Here is an 18,517-nt window from a genome sequence, read left to right as displayed (position 1 = left end):
AGAGGCTACTCTAATTTGTCCTCGGCAGCAGGCTTTCTGGCGGCTTCTTCTACATCCTCCGGCGCGTGCGGGAGGCCAAGCTCCTGCTCGCGTTCTGCCTGTTTGCGATGGGCGATACGGCTGCTGGCCGCTGCAGCGATTGCGCCGACAATATCATCCAGGTAAGTATGTACCTGACCGGTGCTTTTATCATTCAGCCGCTCAAGTACTCCGGGCTTCAGCTTATCTACGTAACCGTAATTGGTGAACCCGATGCTGCCGTATACGTTCACAATGGAGAAGGCCAGAATTTCATCTACTCCGTACAGGCCTTCATCATTTTCGATCATATCCTGAAGGGGGGAGAACAGCTTGCCTTCCTCTGCCAGCACATCCAGCTGAATTCCGGTGAGCACGGCGTTCTGCACCTCACGTTTACTGAGCACCATTTCGACGTTGTGAACACATTCCTCCATAGTTAGTGTGGGATAGTACTTCTGCTGCAAAAACATAACAAGCTCAGCAATTTCATTTACTGTAACGCCGCGCTCCTGCATCCAGTGCCTGGTTGCTTCTGCAACTGCTTTACTGTTAAGGCTGTAAGGACCTTTAATTTTATTCATGATAGTCACCTCATTGTAGGAGTAGGCTGGACTCAGCCTTATAACTTTATTACCTCAGCAGTGGACAACGGACGCATTTTTTTGTTATTGCAACACGGTAAGCACACAGGTAGATTCCTTAACTTGTCTACTGATGGAGTCTGCCCGCCCGCAGGGGCCGAAATCAAGGGCAAAAATGCCTTTGATTTGCTCGTTTCGCCCGCCGGAGCCGAAATCAAAGGCAAAAATGCCTCTGATATGCTCGTTCCGCCCGCCGGAGCCGAAAGCAAGGGCAAAAATGCCTTTGATTTGCTCATTGTGCCCGCTGGAGCTGAAATCAAAGGTAAAAATGCCTCTGATTTGCTCGTTTCGCCCGCCGCAGCCGAAATCAAAGGTAAAAATGCCTCTGATTTGCTCGTTTCGCCCGCCGGAGCCGAAATCAAAGGCAAAAATGCCTCTGATTTGCCCGTTTCGTCCGCCGGAGCCGAAATCAAAGGCAAAAATGCCTTTGATTTGCTCGTTTCGCCCGCCGGAGCCGAAATCAAGGGCAAAAATGCCTTTGATTTGCTCGTTTAGCCCGCCGAGGCTGAAATGAAAGGCAAAAATGCCTTTGATTTGCTCGTTCCGCCCGCCGGAGCTGAAATCAAAGGCAAAAATGCCTTAGATTTGCTCGTTTCGCCCGCCGAGGCGAAAATCAAGGGCAAAAATGCCTCTTATTTGCTCGTTCCGCCCGCCGGAGCCGAAATCAAGGGCAAAAATGCCTCTGATTTGCCCGTTTCGCCCGCCGGAGCTGAAATCAAAGGCAAAAATGCCTTTGATTTGCTCGTTCCGCCCGCCGGAGCTGAAATCAAAGGCAAAAATGCCTTTGATTTGCTCATTGTGCTCGCCGGAGCCGAAATCAAGGGCAAAAATGCCTTTGATTTGCTCATTGTGCCCGCCGGAGCTGAAATCAAAGGCAAAAATGCCTTAGATTTGCTCGTTCCGCCCGCCGGAGCTGAAATCAAAGGCAAAAATGCCTTTGATTTGCTCATTGTGCCCGTCGGAGCTGAAATCAAAGGCAAAAATGCCTTTGATTTGCTCGTTTCGCCCGCCGAGGCGAAAATCAAGGGCAAAAATGCCTCTGATTTGCTCGTTTCGCCCGCCGGAGCTGAAATCAAAGGCAAAAATGCCTCTGATTTATTTGCCCGTTTCGCCCGCCGAGGCCGAAATCAAAGGCAAAAATGCCTTTGATTTGCCCGTTTCGCCCGCCGGAGCCGAAATCAAGGGCAAAAATGCCTTTGATTGCTCAATGCTCAATTGCTCTTTGCTCAATTACTCATCGCTCAATGCTCTTCACTAAGTTATATCCACCCTCACCCGCAGCCAGTCCTACTACTGCCACCGTGCGTTGTCCAAATTTGAGGATAAGCTGTTGTTATTTTTTGCGAAGAGGGCTCGTATACATAGCAGTACAAACTGATCCTAGTAATTGAAAGGGGCAATGATTAATGAAACATATGACAAAAGTCCGCGGTCTGTCTGCGGCTTGCCTGCTCACGGTTCCGATTCTGCTGTCCGGCTGCGGACTGTTCGGCTCGGAGTCGGCAGCGGTTGATCCGCCGCCGGAGGAGATCGAAGCGCAGATGCTGGAGATCAGCGGCAGCACTACGCTAGACACAGGGGTGTTCGGACCGGTGGCAGAGGAGGATACAGAGGCTGCAGCCGGCTCCGGACAGCAAGAAGCCATCGCTCCCGGAGAGCGGACGACAGTCTACCTTCAGGACAGCAACGGTCTCCTGGCCCCGGTAGCGCTGAAGCTTCCGGAGGGAGACAGTAACGCAATGCTGAAGGACTCGCTCACCGCACTGGTCAGCAAGGGAGCTTATGCCTCCACTGTACCGGAAGGCTTCAGCGGCATACTGCCCGCCGGAACCGAAGTGCAGAGTGTCTCTATAGACAAGAACAAAATTGCTGTGGTTGAGTTCAATACTGTATTTAACGAATACAAGCCGGCTGATGAACGGACGATTCTTGAAGCCATTACCTGGACCCTGACCGGACAGGAAGGCATTGAGGGCGTACAGCTGTGGGTGGACGGCAAAAAGCTGACCGAAATGCCGCTCCAGGGCACACCTCTGGACCACCCGCTGTCCCGTTCCTTTGGAATCAATCTGCCGCGTAACGGACCGGTGTTGATGAACTCTACTGCAGTTACTGTTTATTTTTCCGCAGCAACGCCTGACGGCACTCAACAGTATTATGTTCCGGTTACGCGCTTTGTACCCGCCGGTGAGGACCGGGTAAAGGCAGCACTGAACGAGCTGATTGCCGGTCCGGAATCGGCAGGCGGCCTGGAGATGGTGATGACAGGAGGAACCGCAATCGATTCGGTGGAGGCCGGGCAGAACGGCGTAGTTACAGTATCGCTGACCGATGATATGTTTGAAGATGCGCAGAATGTTCCGGCGGAAATGCTGGAATCCGTAGTGCTTACTGTAGCGCAAAATGCCGATGATGCTCCGGTGCAGATCCGCCTGAATGGCCAGGAGACGGTCACCGGAACGGATAATGTCAACTACGGGCAGCCTGTGTCCGCACCGGAGTATGTAAACGCGCTGGCGCTGTAAAAGATTTTGATCTGGGCAAAAGATGCTTTTGTGCTTTCTCTTTGGTAGAATAAAGTTTGCTAAGCAAAAAACGGATAATGCCCTCCCGGGTGTTATCCGTTTCGCGCGCAAAGTCCAAATATTGACTCCGCTTGGCGGACGCGTTAACTTTAGCTACTCAAGATGCAGGAGGCAGACTATGACAAGATCAAACGGGCGTAACAGCGACCAGCTCCGGCCGCTTACGATTACAACCCAAACTAATAAATATGCAGAGGGCTCTGTACTGATTGAAATGGGCGACACCAAGGTTATTGTGACGGCTACAGTAGACGAGAAGGTTCCGCCGTTTCTAAAGGGACAGGGCAAGGGCTGGGTAACCGCCGAATATTCAATGCTGCCCCGGGCAACCCAGACACGCAACCAGCGTGAAGCCGCACGCGGCAAGCTGACCGGACGGACGATGGAGATCCAGCGGCTGATCGGGCGTGCGCTCCGCTCTGTAGTGAACCTGCAGGCGCTCGGTGAGCGCAGCATTACGCTGGACTGCGACGTCATCCAGGCAGATGGCGGTACGCGGACAGCTTCGATTACGGGAGCTTTTGTGGCGATGGCCTTTGCCATTAACAAAATCGCCCTCCAGCACAAGCTGGCCGTATTTCCGATTACAGACTATCTGGCGGCTATCAGTGTCGGCGTGGTCGGGGATAAGGCGCTGCTTGACCTGAACTATGAAGAGGATTCCAAGGCGAAGGTTGATATGAATGTGGTGATGACCGGGGGCGGCGCTTTTGTGGAGCTGCAGGGTACCGGCGAAGAGCGGCCGTTCACCCGCCAGGAGCTGGACGAGCTGCTCGGTCTCGGGGAGAAGGGCATTTATGAACTGATCGCTGTGCAAAAGGAAGTGCTCGGCCCGATTGCGCTCAAAATCCCTTCCGGCCAGCCCGGACAAGAGGTGTAGCATGACTAACAGCGGCGGCATCCTGATTGTTGCAACGAAGAACAAAGGCAAGGTCCGCGAGTTCCAGCATGCTTTTGCACCGCTCGGTCTGACTGTCAAGAGCATGTTCGACTACCCCGAGCTTCCGGATGTAGTAGAGGACGGCACCACCTTTGCCGAGAATGCGCTCAAAAAATCAAAGGCAGTCGGCGAGGCCCTCGGCCTGCCCGTACTGTCGGATGATTCCGGCCTGTGCGTCGATGCGCTGGACGGCAAGCCTGGAGTATACTCTGCCCGTTATGCCGGCGAGGGTGCACAGGATCAGGAGAACAATCTCAAGCTGCTCAGCGAGCTGGAGCGGATGAAGCAGGGCGAGGACACCGGCCAGCCGCTGCTCAGCACAGCCCGTTTTGTCTGTGCATTATCGCTTTATGATCCGGCGGACGGATCAGAGCTGACTGCGGAGGGGACAGTGGAGGGCTGGATTACCTCGGAGCCTGCGGGCGCCGGGGGATTCGGGTATGATCCGCTTTTCTATCTTCCGGAGTATGAGAAGACGATGGCGGAGCTGACGCTCGAAGAGAAGCAGAAGATCAGCCACCGCGGAACGGCACTCCGCCTGCTGACGGATAAGCTGGCCGCGAAGCAGGGCAATAACGGGTAGCCCTATACGATTGATAATACAGACTCTGTTTGCTGCATAGGCGGGCAGAGTCTTTTTACGTTTTTATAAGGCGGCTCCCTCCAAAAAATAAACTCCAAATGCAATACTTCGCAGCAGCTGTTTTTGAGCATGAGATGATTTTATCCCCTGATTACAGAAATTTCCCCCTGGCGGATCAGGCCATGATGCCTGAAAATTATAATTACCTTCATCTCTTAATGATGTCAGAAAAATCCAAATACTTACTGCTTAAATTCCCCACCCATCCCCTACCTGACACCTTTTATCTCAAAAAATTTTTTATGAGCCCTCAGATTTGTAGCTTTACAGGCAAAGGAACAGCCCGAAGGGCGGCTTTGTGCGCGCGTTTTTCCATTACCAGTCTATTAACAGACAGCCGTAACATTGCTAGGAACGCAGAGTGAGGGTGAATCCAAAACCGGGAAGCGGGGTGAGTGCTGGGCTTAGCCGGGCTTGCAGAGAGATTGCTGCTGAGGTCCGGATACGGTCGCTGATTCTTTGCTGGTGAAAGGCATTGCTGTGAGAATATACCGGGGAGGTAACACTTGCATGCTGAAAAAGAAATCACGGAAGACTGTTGCGCTGGGTCTGGCGGCTGCTTTGTTTATTACGCTGTTTGCCGCGCTCGGCGGCAGCGTCCAAACGGTAAAAGCCGAAGGCAATAATTATAAGATAGTCGGTTATTACGCGTCCTGGGCTGCTTACGGACGGGCATTTAATGTAGCAGATATCGATGCCACCAAAATGAATGTAATCAACTACGCGTTTGCCGACATCTGCTGGAACGGGGTGCACGGCAATCCGGACCCGACCGGGCCGAATCCGGTTACTTGGACCTGTCAAAATGAGCAGGGTCAGGCCATCAGCGTGCCAAACGGCACAATCGTGCTCGGCGATCCGTGGATCGATGCCCAGAAAAGCTTCGGGGATGACAAATGGGATGACCCGATTAAAGGCAACCTGAAGCAGCTGTGGAAGCTCAAGGAGAAAAATCCGAACCTGAAGACTATGATCTCCGTCGGCGGCTGGACCTGGTCGAACCGCTTCTCGGATGTGGCGGCAACAGCAGCTACCCGTGAGGTGTTCGCCAATTCGGCGGTGGATTTCATCCGTAAATACAAGATGGACGGCGTTGACCTTGACTGGGAGTATCCGGTAAGCGGCGGGTTGGCCGGCAACAGCTACCGTCCCGAGGATAAACAGAATTATGTGCTGCTGCTGCAAAAAATACGTGAAAAGCTGAATGCGGCCGGTACCGCCGACGGTAAAACCTACCTGCTGACCATCGCCTCGGGGGCAAGTCCGGCTTATGTACAGAACAATAACCTCAGCGGAATTGCTGCGGTAGTAGACTGGATCAACATCATGACCTACGACTTCAACGGAAGCTGGAATACGACGACCGGGCATAATGCCCCGCTGTATTATGATCCTGCCACCGCCTCCACCGGACTTACCGAGCCGGCCAATTATAATATTGACAAGGCGGTCACCACCTATCTGGGTGCTGGAGTTCCTGCAAGCAAGCTGGTACTGGGAATGCCGTTTTACGGCCGCGGCTGGGGCGGTGCACCGGCTGCAGGCAACGGGCAATACCAGGTATCGGCCGGCATTTCCTCAACAGGCACCTGGGAAAAGGGAAACTATGATTTCAATGATCTGGAAGCAAATTATATCAACAAAAACGGCTATACCCGTTACTGGAACAACGTAGCCAAGGTGCCTTATCTGTATAATCCTTCGAATCAGACTTATATCAGCTATGATGATGCAGAATCCCTCGGCTACAAAATCAGCTACCTGAAGTCCAAGGGACTGGCCGGAGCGATGTTCTGGGAAACGAGCGGCGACCGCAACCGGACACTTCAGACCAAGCTCAGTGCAGAGCTTGGGGGAGGAGTGATTCCGACGCCGACTCCGACCGCGACAGTGTCGCCGACACCTGCGCCAACCGCGACACCTACAGCAACGCCGAAACCAAGCACAACGCCAGCTCCGACAGCTACAGCAACTCCGGCGCCAACCGCCACACCAAAACCAAGTGGTACCCCTGTGCCAACCCCCACTGTAGTGCCGACGCCTACAGCAACACCGGGTCAATGTACCGCGCCTGCCTGGACTTCAACTGGTATATACACACAGGGCCAGCAGGTTTCCTATGGCGGTTACGTATATGAAGCCAAATGGTGGACCCAGGGTGACCGTCCGGATCTGAGCGGCGCGTATGGCGCGTGGAAGGTAATCGGTGTCTGCGGCAATACGCCGGCAACGCCTGCACCGACAGCCTCGGCTACTCCTGTGCCAACTGCCCTGCCAACGCCGACAGTTACTCCTTCTGCTACGGCTACTCCAGGTGCCAATGCTTGGGCAGCAGGCATCGCTTATAAGGCAGGGGATACGGTGTCTTATAATGGACAGTCGTATGTCTGCCAGCAGGCTCACACCTCGCTGGCCGGCTGGGAACCGGCAACTACACCTGCCCTCTGGAAGCTGAAATAACAGCGGCTTAAGCGGCAGTATCCATAGCCTGCGGAGAAGAACCATTTCTCTGCAGGCTTTTTGGTATGGCGGCAAGTGCTGTCAGGATGGGGAAGAGATTTATTCATAACCTTCCACCGGTTGAAATATACTAAAAATGCCTGCTTTTGTCCCGCTCAGGGAAAAAAGGATGCAACGCACTGCCGTTTTATTCGTTTATAGTAGTATATAGCGGAAGGTGGTGAGGTCACCTATGGTTGCATGGGTGCTATGGTTAGTCGCGGCCGGTGTTCTGCTTGTAATTGAAATGTTTACGCTTACTTTTTATTTGTTCTGGCTTACTATCGGGGCTGTGGCAGCGCTGCTCGTATCGCTTGTCTGGCCTGAGGCGGTTCTGCTGCAGGTGTTGGCCAGTGCGCTGGTAACGGTGCTGCTGACCGTATTCTCGAAGCCGCTGGTTGCCCGGTTCAGGCACTCGCGCGGTTTCAAGGATATTGGAACCGAAATTATCGGGCGTCAGGGGGTTGTGACGGAGCCGGTAGAGCCGGGGCGTTACGGGCAGGTTAAGGTCGGCGGTGATACCTGGAGTGCAGTTTCCGGCCAGGTGCTGGCCAAAGATGAGTTAGTCAGAGTCATCCGCAGAAGCTCCACAATTATCGAAGTAGAACGATGGGAGGATTTTAGCTGATGGATTCATGGATCATTATCGGGATTATTGTTGCAGTCGTTGTTGTATTTGTCGCACTGACGATCAAAATCGTTCCCCAGCAGCGTGTCGGCGTGGTCGAACGGCTCGGGAAATTCAACCGCCTGCTTACGCCGGGGCTGAACATTCTGATCCCGGTCATTGATCAGGTGCGGACGTATCATGATCTGCGGATCCAGCAGGCCAATGTGCCGCCGCAGACCGTTATTACGAAGGATAACGTGCAGGTGCAGATTGATACGATCATCTTCTACCAGGTGGTCGGACCGGAACAGGCGACTTATGGCATTTCCGATTATGTATACGGGGTACGCAATATCTCCACCGCAACGATGCGGCAGATTATCGGGAAGCTGGAGCTGGATGAAACCCTGTCAGGCCGTGAAAAAATCTCCGCCGATATCCGGCTGGCCCTGGATGAAGCGACCGAGAAATGGGGCGTGCGGATCGAGCGCGTCGAGGTTATTGATATCAAGCCGCCGCTCGATATCCAGGAAGCCATGGATAAGCAGATGAAGGCGGAACGCAGCAAGCGTGCGATTGTGCTTGAGGCGGAAGCTGCCAAGCAGGATATGATCCTTCGCGCGGAAGGTGACAAGCAGAGTAAGATTCTCAAGGCTGAAGGGGATAAGGAAGCGCGGATCCGTCAGGCGGAAGGTCTGCGGCAGGCACAGGAGTTGGAAGCGCTTGGTCAGGCCAAGGCTATCCAGGCTGTAGCCGAAGCCGAGAAGGCACGGATTCAGCTGATCAGCACTGCCGGGCTGGATGAACGGGTGCTGGCTTATCAATCCTTTGATGCGCTGACCGAAATCTCCAAAGGACCAGCCAACAAGGTGTTCCTGCCGAGCAGCACCGTTGAGGCGCTGGGCTCACTCGGTGCGATCGCTGAGGTGTTCAAGGCAGGCAAGGACGGCAAGTAAGCAGCGGCGGAAGGTTTTACAATTGCGGCACATTCCGTTAAAGTAAAAGCAAACCTAAATCTAAGTGGTTGCTTATTTTATGCGGCGATACTTTAAGGAGAAGATACTGTGACGCAAAAAGAAATTTCCCCGCTGGTAGCAGCGCTGGGCCTGGAGCCCCACGTTGAAGGCGGATGGTACAAGAGACTTTGGAACTCATCCTTTGAAATCCCCCAGGAAACACTCGGCAGCAACTATTCGGGAGCGAGAGCCTCGGCTTCCTCGATTTACTTCCTGCTTCATCCGGGTGAAACCTCGGAGTGGCACACGGTGCTGTCCGATGAAATCTGGCTGTGGCACTCCGGCAGTCCGATTATCCTGAGCCTGGGCGGCAGCGGCGAGCAGCCGGAGAATGCAACGGAGGTCGTACTCGGCGCTGATGTATTGGCCGGACAGCAGCCTCAGGTCGTTATTCCGGCAGGCGTCTGGCAGGCGGCACGTAACCTCGGCGATGAGCCTGTGCTGGTCTCCTGCATCGTATCCCCGGAATTCAGCTTTGATGATTTCAAGCTGATCGAGAAATAATAAGGAGCGTCTGCTGCGGTTGCGGCGGACGCTTTTTTTTGGTTGTGCTGTTACTGCCGGCCACACTGTAAGCAGCAAGTTCTTGAACGCCGCGGGGCTGCACTTTTGGTAGCGCTACCGCAATCTGTTATAATCTTGTTGAATCCGGGCTGATTACTCAGCCATTTTTGAGGTTATAAGAAGCTTGATCACACCAATAGGCTTGGAGGGGTTAACAATGAGCGAACTAAATGGACCATTCTCAGGCGGACCTACGCTGAATGACGGGAAGACTATGCCGTGGCTGGGCCTCGGCGTATGGCAGACTAAGGATGGCGAAGAAGTCATCCATGCGGTGAAAACGGCGGTTGAAACGGGATACCGCAGCATTGACACGGCTGCCGGATACAATAATGAAGAAGGTGTCGGACAAGCAATCCGCGAATGCGGAGTGCCGCGGGACGAGCTGTTCATCACAACCAAGGTGCGTAATCCCGACCAGGGGTATGAATCGACGCTAAAGGCTTTTGAGGTAAGCCGCAAGAAGCTTGGGCTGGATGTCATCGACCTGTACCTGATCCACTGGCCGGTAGCCGGCAAGTACCGGGATACGTGGAAGGCGCTGATCCACCTGCAGAAGGAAGGGCTTGTCAAATCCATAGGTGTCAGCAACTTCCAGGTGCATCACCTGCAGGATATCATTGACGATACCGGCGTGGTTCCTGCCGTTAACCAAATTGAATTCCATCCGCTGCTGACCCAGCGTGAGGTGCTGAAATTTGCCAAAGCGCATGATATTCAGGTGGAGGCCTGGAGCCCGCTGATGCAGGGGAACCTGGATATTCCGCTCCTGAAGGAAATTGCGGAAAGATACGGCAAGACCGTTGCACAGATTGTATTGCGCTGGGATCTGCAGCAGGGCGTCATTACAATTCCCAAGTCCGTGCATGCCGAGCGGATTGTAGAGAATGCCGGCTTCTTCGACTTCACTTTAAGTGACGACGATGTCAAAGCAATTGAGGACCTGAACCAGAATCACCGCTTCGGCCCGGATCCGGATAATTTCAATTTCTAAGAGGACTGAGGACTGAGGGAAGTTCAGGAAGAGGATAAATGCTGATAAAAAGCGTTGGATGAAAAGAATAGAGAGTAGTCAAAGCGAAGAGCAGGCCGCATGTACAGGAACGTACGCGGCTTGCTCTTTTTGCGCTTCACTTTAGTTGCCGCTGGATACCTTGCCGCGCGGCCCGAATGGACAGAATGAAGGGCAAAAGTGCCCTTGATTTCGCCCGCGCGGCCCGAATGGACAGAATGAAGGGCAAAAATGCCCTTGATTTCGCCCACGCGGCCCGAATGGACAAAATGAAGGGCAAAAATGCCCTTGAATTCGCCCGCGCGGCCCGAATGGACAGAATGAAGGGCAAAAATGCCCTTGAATTCGCCTACGCGTCACGAATGGACAGAATGAAGGGCAAAAGTGCCCTTGAATTCGCCCGCACAGCGAGAATAAACTGGTGCGATAACCTACGTTTACAGGGTACAGGTACCGCAGCTAAACGCCGGTCGGTTTACGATGGCGTCTGCCCAGTATCCGCATCAGCAAAATGCCGTGGAGGATAACGAGCATGCTGCATACCATAGCCATAACCTCTGCCGCCTGGTCACTGGCAGTCAGCAGATCGAAGATGCCGTGCCAGATAATAACGGGAATAATACTCCAGCGGCTCCCGGCACAGATCCAGGCCAGCACTACAGAGCCGTAAGTCAGGCTGATCGCCCAGCCGATTACCCCGGGGCCCATGCCGAGATAGCTTTCATTGAACCAGAAGGCCGGCAGATGCCAGGCCATCCAGATCAGGGCCACCAGCAGGGCAGAGGTATTCAGGGAATACCGCTTATGCAGGGCCGGAAGCAGGTATCCGCGCCAGCCGCTCTCCTCACCTATCCCGAAGGTCAGCATCCATACCAGTGAGGTTGTCCAGAGATTGAACTGCGGCGGAAGGTCCGAGGTCAGGCCGAAGCTGTGCAGGTCAGGCGCTTTTCCCGTGACCAGAGTGTGAACCAGGACAGCTACAGCTCCATAAGCCACAGGTAATCCGGCGGACAGCACCAGCCATTTTTTCGGGAAAGAAAAGGAAAAGGCTGTTTTGAACCACCCGGTGAAGCCGTCTTCGCCCGGTAAGATAAGGCAGCAGAGCGTTCCGAGCAGCGGGCCGAAGGAGCCCAGGTAGAATTGCCCGGGAAGCACAGGAAGGCCGGCTGCAAACTGCTTGTTGAGCAGCAGCGGCAGCCAGCACAGCCAGGTGAAGCCGAAGGATACGATAAGAAAGGGAACCAGTTTGGCTGAAGACCATACGGACGGTTTTGCAGAGGTCGGCATCAGGGTTAATACCCCCTTGACTAAGATATGTTTATCTATAGTTGTAGAGGTTTTAGGCCCGCCCCGCTATGGGAATAATCACGGCTTAGCCGATGGATACATTATACTTTTGCAGCCAGAGATTCACCTGGGCCAGATATGCAAACAGCTGCGGGCCGGACATCAGCTGGCCGAACCAGGGCAGGTTGCTGGAGGATTCCGGAGAAGCGGCAATCTCGCGGATTTTGGCCGGATCGATCAGCGGCAGGATTGGAGACGACGGATCGTCCAGAATATTCAGCATCTGTGTACGCACAGCGTTCAGATAGGCTGGATTATGGGTTTTGGGATAGGGGCTCTTTTTACGGTAAAGCACATCATCCGGCAGTACGCCTTCCAGCGCTTTACGGAGAATGCCTTTTTCGCGGTTGCCGACGGTTTTGATCTCCCAGGGAATGTTGAACACGTACTGCACCAGCCGGTGATCGCAATAGGGAACGCGCACCTCGAGCCCGACACCCATGCTCATCCGGTCCTTGCGGTCCAGCAGCGTCGGCATAAACCGGGTGATATTAAGATAGGACATTACGCGCATTTGAGCCTGTTTGCCGGTCTCGCCGTCCAGTTTCGGAACTTCAGCCACTGCGTCGCTGTAACGGTCTCCTAAATATTCCAGCGGACGTATCCATTCGCGGACTTCGGGCGACAATAGACCTGCACGCATTTTGGGGGCTACCGACCACGGGAAGGTCCCTGAGGAGAGGGCCTCTTCACGGTGAAACCAGGGGTATCCGCCAAAAATTTCGTCAGCCGCTTCGCCGGAAATGGCAACCGTCGCATTCTTTTTAATCTCCCGGCAAAATAAATACAGCGACGAATCCACATCGGTCATCCCCGGCAGGTCACGCGAGTAGAGGGCGTTATCCAGCGCTGCCACCAGCTCAGGTGTATCAAAAGTGACATAATGGTGATTGGTCTTCAGCTCATCCACCATCCGTTTAATCCACGGGCCGTCTGCGCCGGGCTGGAAGGTATGGCTTTTGAAATGCTTGTCGTTATCGACATAATCGACCGAGTAGGTGTCTACCTGTCCCTGGCCGCTGCGGTTGTAATAATTCACGGCCAGTGCGGTCAGGGCACTGGAATCCAGCCCTCCGGACAGCAGGGAACATACCGGAACGTCGGAGACGAGCTGGCGCTCCAGCGTATCCTGCAGCAATTCACGCACTCTGGCGGCTGTTTCATCAACGCTATCGGTGTGGGGATGGCTTTCCAGTTCCCAGTAAGCATACTTGCGGATGCCGCTGCGGCTATAAATCATGGCATGACCCGGGCGAAGCTCGAATATATCTTTGTATACACCCTGTCCCGGAGTGCGGGCCGGACCGACGATGAAAATCTCCGCGAGTCCTTCCGGTCCGACCTTCGGCTGAACCTTGGGATGCTGCAGCAGCGCTTTGGGCTCGGAGCCAAAGACAAACACATCGTCCACCTGGCTGTAGAACAGCGGTTTTACGCCAAGCCGGTCGCGGGCCAGAAACAGATGCTCACGCACGCTGTCCCAGACGGCAAAAGCAAAAATCCCGTTCAGCTTCCCGGTGCAGTCCGGTCCCCACTCCATGTAGGCGTGCAGCAGGACCTCAGTATCACACTGGGTCAGAAAATGGTGTCCGCGCTGCTTGAGTTCGGTTTTTAGCTCACCAGCATTATAGAGCTCGCCGTTATACGCAAGCGCGTAGACATTCTCGTCCTGGCGGGCGATCATCGGCTGTGCGCCGTTCTCAGGATCAATAACGCTAAGTCTGCGGTGTCCGAGGGCGCAGGGGCCTGAAATCCACGTTCCGGCGGCATCCGGTCCGCGGTTGGATAAGGTTTCAGTCATTTTTACGAGCAGCTGCGAGTGCTGGGTAAGGTCACCCCGCCACTCAATAAAACCGGTTATTCCGCACATGGTGTTCATCCTCTCTTTGTGCGATGCTACTGCTCCGGAAGCGGGGCTCCCTTGAAAAGCAGGTGTAATCACTTGTTTCTTTTTTGCCAAGTAATACAGATATATGCCGATTGAAGGGATAAAATGTATGTCCTTATCCGAACACTAGAGTAGAGGAAAATTTGCCAGGAGGGATGATGACAAGTGTATTACATTAAAGACGCCAAGATCCGCAGAATGACTGAATATGACGGTGCTCCATGTGCCGAGGTTGGCGTATTGCCTGGAGCTGTAGGGGATTCAGCGCTTTTGGTGTATATTGTGGAAGACCAGCATGAGGAAGGCTACGAAATTGTACGCATCCTGACGAATGATGCAGACACCCAAACCGACTGGTTTGATAATAATATGCACAATGCCTTCGAGGACGTGACAGTCAGCGCGTTCACCGGGAGTCCTGTCATGAGCCCCGAGGATGAACGCTCCAAATTCCAGCGCGAGCTGCTGATCTTCGGCCATTTGAAAAAGCAGCTGGGTGAGCATTTCCGGCAAGTGGCGCTGAAGCGGCGCTGATGATCTTGCTGTAATGCGGCCACTGCTCCGGCGGCGGATAGAGGAAGTGTATGCGGTGAACGGTGCCGTGGCACCCGCTGCCGGGGGCAGAATGTTTTTTTGGCGTGTAGCCTTGAAAAAAAATTTCAATGCGTTATAATAGATAACGTTGCGTTAATACATAGTATATAAAATCTACACTTTATATGTCCCGGTAGCTCAGTTGGATAGAGCATGCGCCTTCTAAGCGCACGGTCGGGGGTTCGAATCCCTTCCGGGACGTAACACAAGAAACAGCCTTCCTTAGGGGAGGCTGTTTCTGCGTTCCGGTGGGATGAGAACCCCAAGCTGGGGGACGTTGGAGCATTAGCATCGTTAGCCTCTACTTCGCAATCAGCCCGAAAGGGCTGCATCCCTTCCGGGACGTAACACAAGAAACAGCCTTCCTTCGGGGAGGCTGTTTCTGCGTTCCGGTGGAAACAGGAGAGGGAGCAGCTTTAAGTGTAGTTTGTACAATTAAAAGCACCGTCAGGCCCGTGGAATCTCACTTTAGCTGTACTCTGTGCAGCTAAAACTCCGGAAATCTGGATAAATGGACGATTTTGCTGATTTTAGTTGCACGGAATACACTTATCCCAATGAGAGATACTTTTTTGCGGGATATAGCTGCACAAAATGCAGTTATATCAATGGCGTTGCAGCCATAAGGATCGGTCAGGCAGTAGATAGGATTAAATCCCTCTGTATAGACTTTATTTAGTCCGGTCTTTCTCATGTTTATCGTAGCCAAAGTACAAACCAACTCACATATTAGTTCAAGGCAACGGTAATCACGACGGCTACATCCGCTCCGGCTGCGGCAGGCCGAGTACCTCCAGTACTTCACCGAGTGTGTCCCGGAATCTTTGCGTGAGCCAAAGGCGGAAGGCAATGGATTCAGGCTCGCCTTTCAGAATCGGGCAGGCCGAGTAAAAATTGTTGAACAGCGACGCCAGCGTATGCGCGTAGCTGCAGATCGTATTCGGCGTCAGCTGAACGCTTGCGCTGTAAAGCGTGTCCTGCCAGTTGCTCAGATGTCTCAGCAGAGCAAGTTCAGCTTTTTGCAGTGCCGCCGGGAAGACGGGAATTGCATCCGGTTGCTTCGTATTAAGGTTAGCTTTTTCCACAGGAGGGTTGGTCATCTCCGCATTGAGGTTGGCTTTTTCCGCAGAAGGACGGGCCTTCTTCGAAGTAAGCGCAGCCTCTGCCGCCATAGACCCGGCTTTACTAAGCACACTGCCTGCACGCGCATAGGTGTACATCAGGTACACGCCTGTGTTGCCGGAAATCTCGGTCGCCTGCTTGAAGTCGAAAATAATCTCCGTCCCCAGATTAAACCGCAGCAGATAATAACGGATGGCAGCGGTGGCGATGAGCCGGCTGGAGAGGCCGCTTTTGTCAGAACGGGTAGCGTCAATCGTGTTCTCCATCAGCTGCACCAGCTCGGTTACCTTGATCCCGATGCCCTGGCGGCCGGACATGGCGTAAGAGGTTTTGCCATCTGAAATGTCGATACCAAGCTCGGCTGCGGACGCCGGACTGAGTGAGACCACGCCATAGCTTACATGATGCAATTTTTCAGCCTGCTCTGTGTACCCCAGCACCTCGAGTGCCTGCTTGACCATCGCCTGCGGATATTCCTGTCTGTAGTCGATGACATTAACCACCCGGTCAGCCCGGCCAAAAGCCCGCTGCTCCCCGCTCAGCCCCGTAGTCCAAAGTCCGGCGTTAAACTCACTGTAGCTGAAATCTTTATCCAGCAGCCCGAATTTCCAGAGATGATAGGCAATATCCTTGGCCGTATAGGTCAAAATACCGTTCGAGCGCACCAGCACCTTATCTTTGTGATGCTCATCTGCCTCTGACGGCTCCTCCGCAGCCTGTTTGAGAATCCAGCAGCCCGCCAGCTTGCCCTCTGTTTCCTGCACGAATACCTCTGTCTGCTCCAGCAGCGCAAAAGCCGATGCCCAGAAGCCTTCCTTTAGAATACTGCTCTCCCAGACCAGCAGGTCATAGCCAATGCCAAAACCCCTCATCTCCGCGACATGCTCCCGCACAATCCGTTCGGCGACAAGACTGCCCAGCCAGGCGGTATTGCCGTGGCCTTCTTCCAGCGCGTGAAGAATCTCCGTCCGTTTGTGCACACTCTCCGGATGCAGCGCGTATTCTTTGTTCACACCGGCATATATGTCCCAGCAGTAATCTCCAAAACGGATATGATCACCCGCGAGCGGCACATTCAGCAGCCCGACCACCGTATCCGCCAGCTGATTGCCGAGATCATCCACATAGTTATGCACCTCAACGCTGTACCCGGTTTTTCGCAAAATACGCACCAGTGCATCCCCGATACAAGAGTTTCTGAGATGTCCTATATGCATTGATTTGTTTGGATTCACGCTGGTATGCTCAACGATAACTTTTTCCCCTGCTGCCCCGGGCAGTTCAAAGCTGCGTCCGGCCCACTCCTGCCAGTCGATATATAGATTAATGAAGCCGGGTGCGGCAATATCGATTTTGCAAAAAAGTCCGTTTAAACCACCTGATTGACTAATTTCAGTTGTTATCAGCTCTGCAATAGCCAAAGGCGCCTTACGGAGTACTCTGGCCAGCTGCATAGCAATATTACTGGAGTAGTCCCCGAAATCGGGATTAGCAGGCTGCTCGAGGACAACAGAGGGAAGCTCCGTAACTGCTGCACCCAAGGCTGTGATCACCTGCCGGACGCTTTGCTCCAGGCTGTTTTTGATAAGTTGGCTTAACATGAATTTGACCTCCTATTTTGGCAATATGGCTGCAGCACCGATGAACGGGGAACCTTTTTCCATAAGAAAAAGCCCTCATCTCATCAAAGAGACGAAGGCTTGATTAGCGCTCGCGGTACCACTCTCGTTGCTGAACCGCAGTTCAGCCACTCACAAGTTAACGGTCTTCAGCCGGGGCTTCCTACTGTTCGTTCAGAAGTCCATCTCCCGGGTGCGCTTCATGTATTGGCTCTGTACCGGTTTCCACCATTCCCGGCTCGCTGAGACTAGATCCGACACACTACTGTCCCGTTCATCGATTACGTATGATTTTGTTCAAGTATAGCGAATTTCCGGAAGAAAGCAAGAGGCGGGAGGGAAGACGACTGTTTTTTTGTGAAAAATACTAATCCGAGGTAGGTGCTGCTGTGAGCGTTTTAATGTCTGTGGACCCGTAGATCAGTAGTGCAATCACAATGACGAGCAAAAGCCCGCCGGCGAATTCCTCCCCGTCAAAATCCGCTTTTCCCATTAGCGCTGTCCCCCTTTTCGGCGGTATTCCTTATGAGTTATCCGCTTTTTGCTTCAGGGCGGTCATAATTTCGTTCAAAGTCAGGCTGCTGTTATCGTCCAGAAAGCTGACCAGCTTATCCACATTGCTCTGGCTTAGATCGCTTAACGTTTTATATTTGCCGACCAGGCCGACCACCAGTGATGCATCAGTAAACATCTGAATCGAATCCACCCTCAGCTTACCTGTCAGCAAAAGCGCTGCAACCGCGAATTCCAGCCCCTTCGGGCTTTGGGCCTTTGGATTTGCCGGCTGTTTCTTGGTACTTGTTTTTTTCCCTTTGCCAGGAGGGACCATGGGACTCCCTTCTTCCATCTCCAACGTTCAGGAAAGCAGCAGCACGATAGGCATTCTCTCCATAGAACAGCTTATGCGGATTTGAAGATTTCGGTGAATGCAGCCTGTCTGCCGTCCACACAGCCGGAACTGCGCAGGAATATTAATATATTGTGCGGTTCATTAGAAGGGCCGCTAGAATCAAAGATTAAATTCATAGACGCGAGAAATGGAAAGGAGGAATAAAACAGGATGGCGATATTATCAACTGGACCGATTGAAAATAATCCTGTGTCCGGGGTCAGACCTGCCCAGCTTGTGACTGTACGGATTATTAACCGTTCTTCCACGAATTCAGCCGGTGTTGTAATTGAAGGCTACTATCTTACCGCAATCAGAAACTTATATGTGAGTGAGGTTATCAATATTGCTCCGGATGAGGCTGTGAGCCGGGAGTATTTTGCAGACCTGGATGGCTATGAGTTTGTTGTAACAACCGGAGAGATTATGGAGGCTGATCTGGGCATCTCCGTGTGGGGCAAGCAGGCAGGCGGCCAACTGGTGGAAGCCCACCGTATTGTTTCTCATGAAGTCATGGATTAATACAA

Annotated in this window: 20 protein-coding genes, 1 tRNA gene and 1 other annotated feature; of the genes, 14 read left to right on the top strand and 7 right to left on the bottom strand. The window is 53.3% G+C overall.

The features are described 5' to 3' along the window. Positions 1–5: 5 nt before the first annotated feature. The gene (locus AC4G46_RS26030) at positions 6–602 is read right to left on the bottom strand and encodes a phosphatidylglycerophosphatase A family protein (RefSeq protein WP_491125256.1); all 597 of its coding nucleotides are present in this window, start codon (positions 600–602) and stop codon (positions 6–8) included. A gap of 123 nt (positions 603–725) precedes the next feature. Between AC4G46_RS26030 and AC4G46_RS26025 the strand changes: the two genes are divergently transcribed. From AC4G46_RS26025 to AC4G46_RS25975, 11 genes are all read left to right on the top strand, one after another. Next, positions 726–1,157: a hypothetical protein gene (locus AC4G46_RS26025; protein WP_491125255.1), complete on the top strand. Its 432-nt coding sequence runs from the start codon at positions 726–728 to the stop codon at positions 1,155–1,157. 15 nt (positions 1,158–1,172) lie between these two features. Continuing rightward, positions 1,173–1,811 (top strand): hypothetical protein, encoded by a 639-nt coding sequence (locus AC4G46_RS26020; protein WP_491125254.1) that lies wholly within the window; start codon positions 1,173–1,175, stop codon positions 1,809–1,811. A 257-nt stretch (positions 1,812–2,068) separates the two neighbouring features. Further along, on the top strand, positions 2,069–3,187 hold the full coding sequence (locus AC4G46_RS26015; protein ID WP_491125253.1) for a GerMN domain-containing protein: 1,119 nt from the start codon (positions 2,069–2,071) through the stop codon (positions 3,185–3,187). Between the two features lie 178 nt (positions 3,188–3,365). Continuing rightward, entirely contained in the window at positions 3,366–4,127 is a 762-nt protein-coding gene (gene rph / locus AC4G46_RS26010; protein WP_068723360.1) for a ribonuclease PH, read from the top strand. Between the two features lies 1 nt (position 4,128). Beyond that, positions 4,129–4,770 carry an XTP/dITP diphosphatase gene (locus AC4G46_RS26005; RefSeq protein WP_491125252.1) on the top strand — a complete coding sequence of 214 codons (642 nt, stop codon included), beginning with the start codon at positions 4,129–4,131 and terminating at the stop codon, positions 4,768–4,770. Between the two features lie 98 nt (positions 4,771–4,868). Beyond that, entirely contained in the window at positions 4,869–5,195 is a 327-nt protein-coding gene (locus AC4G46_RS26000; protein WP_491125251.1) for a hypothetical protein, read from the top strand. A 145-nt stretch (positions 5,196–5,340) separates the two neighbouring features. Further along, on the top strand, positions 5,341–7,290 hold the full coding sequence (locus AC4G46_RS25995) for a glycosyl hydrolase family 18 protein (protein ID WP_491125250.1): 1,950 nt from the start codon (positions 5,341–5,343) through the stop codon (positions 7,288–7,290). A 232-nt stretch (positions 7,291–7,522) separates the two neighbouring features. After that, positions 7,523–7,957 (top strand): NfeD family protein, encoded by a 435-nt coding sequence (locus tag AC4G46_RS25990; protein WP_491125249.1) that lies wholly within the window; start codon positions 7,523–7,525, stop codon positions 7,955–7,957. Further along, positions 7,957–8,895 carry an SPFH domain-containing protein gene (locus AC4G46_RS25985; RefSeq protein ID WP_090714863.1) on the top strand — a complete coding sequence of 313 codons (939 nt, stop codon included), beginning with the start codon at positions 7,957–7,959 and terminating at the stop codon, positions 8,893–8,895. The genes AC4G46_RS25990 and AC4G46_RS25985 overlap by 1 nt, the downstream gene beginning before the upstream one ends. A gap of 108 nt (positions 8,896–9,003) precedes the next feature. Then, a complete protein-coding gene (locus tag AC4G46_RS25980) occupies positions 9,004–9,459 on the top strand; it encodes a cupin domain-containing protein (RefSeq protein WP_491125248.1) in 456 nt (151 codons plus the stop codon). A gap of 217 nt (positions 9,460–9,676) precedes the next feature. Beyond that, the gene (locus AC4G46_RS25975) at positions 9,677–10,513 is read left to right on the top strand and encodes an aldo/keto reductase (protein ID WP_491125247.1); all 837 of its coding nucleotides are present in this window, start codon (positions 9,677–9,679) and stop codon (positions 10,511–10,513) included. A gap of 23 nt (positions 10,514–10,536) precedes the next feature. Here AC4G46_RS25975 and AC4G46_RS25970 read toward each other — a convergent pair whose 3' ends face one another. From AC4G46_RS25970 to asnB, 3 genes are all read right to left on the bottom strand, one after another. Further along, complete coding sequence (locus tag AC4G46_RS25970) at positions 10,537–10,782, bottom strand: hypothetical protein (protein WP_491125246.1); 246 nt, start codon at positions 10,780–10,782, stop codon at positions 10,537–10,539. Between the two features lie 208 nt (positions 10,783–10,990). Then, on the bottom strand, positions 10,991–11,818 hold the full coding sequence (locus AC4G46_RS25965) for a CPBP family intramembrane glutamic endopeptidase (protein WP_491125245.1): 828 nt from the start codon (positions 11,816–11,818) through the stop codon (positions 10,991–10,993). 85 nt (positions 11,819–11,903) lie between these two features. Beyond that, on the bottom strand, positions 11,904–13,748 hold the full coding sequence (gene asnB, locus AC4G46_RS25960) for an asparagine synthase (glutamine-hydrolyzing) (RefSeq protein WP_491125244.1): 1,845 nt from the start codon (positions 13,746–13,748) through the stop codon (positions 11,904–11,906). A gap of 183 nt (positions 13,749–13,931) precedes the next feature. Here asnB and AC4G46_RS25955 point away from each other — a divergent pair, with 183 nt between their 5' ends. Both AC4G46_RS25955 and AC4G46_RS25950 read left to right on the top strand, forming a co-directional pair. Continuing rightward, complete coding sequence (locus AC4G46_RS25955) at positions 13,932–14,300, top strand: hypothetical protein (protein WP_491125243.1); 369 nt, start codon at positions 13,932–13,934, stop codon at positions 14,298–14,300. Positions 14,301–14,487: 187 nt separating this feature from the next. Beyond that, a tRNA-Arg gene (locus AC4G46_RS25950) sits at positions 14,488–14,561 on the top strand. A gap of 557 nt (positions 14,562–15,118) precedes the next feature. Here AC4G46_RS25950 and AC4G46_RS25945 read toward each other — a convergent pair. The 3 genes from AC4G46_RS25945 to AC4G46_RS25935 all read right to left on the bottom strand — a co-directional run bounded on the left by AC4G46_RS25945 (position 15,119) and on the right by AC4G46_RS25935 (position 17,948). After that, positions 15,119–17,083 carry an arginine--tRNA ligase gene (locus tag AC4G46_RS25945; RefSeq protein WP_491125242.1) on the bottom strand — a complete coding sequence of 655 codons (1,965 nt, stop codon included), beginning with the start codon at positions 17,081–17,083 and terminating at the stop codon, positions 15,119–15,121. Between the two features lie 84 nt (positions 17,084–17,167). Beyond that, positions 17,168–17,388 (bottom strand) — a binding site (T-box leader). An 80-nt stretch (positions 17,389–17,468) separates the two neighbouring features. Further along, a complete protein-coding gene (locus AC4G46_RS25940; RefSeq protein ID WP_277815829.1) occupies positions 17,469–17,594 on the bottom strand; it encodes a hypothetical protein in 126 nt (41 codons plus the stop codon). A gap of 30 nt (positions 17,595–17,624) precedes the next feature. Continuing rightward, entirely contained in the window at positions 17,625–17,948 is a 324-nt protein-coding gene (locus AC4G46_RS25935; protein WP_491128980.1) for a hypothetical protein, read from the bottom strand. A gap of 213 nt (positions 17,949–18,161) precedes the next feature. Between AC4G46_RS25935 and AC4G46_RS25930 the strand changes: the two genes are divergently transcribed. Next, on the top strand, positions 18,162–18,512 hold the full coding sequence (locus AC4G46_RS25930) for a hypothetical protein (RefSeq protein WP_491125241.1): 351 nt from the start codon (positions 18,162–18,164) through the stop codon (positions 18,510–18,512). Positions 18,513–18,517: the final 5 nt, after the last annotated feature.

The organism is Paenibacillus sp. fava2 (genome assembly GCF_058313675.1).
Note: the sequence above shows the minus strand (reverse complement) of the source record. Positions and strands in the feature narration are given on the sequence as shown.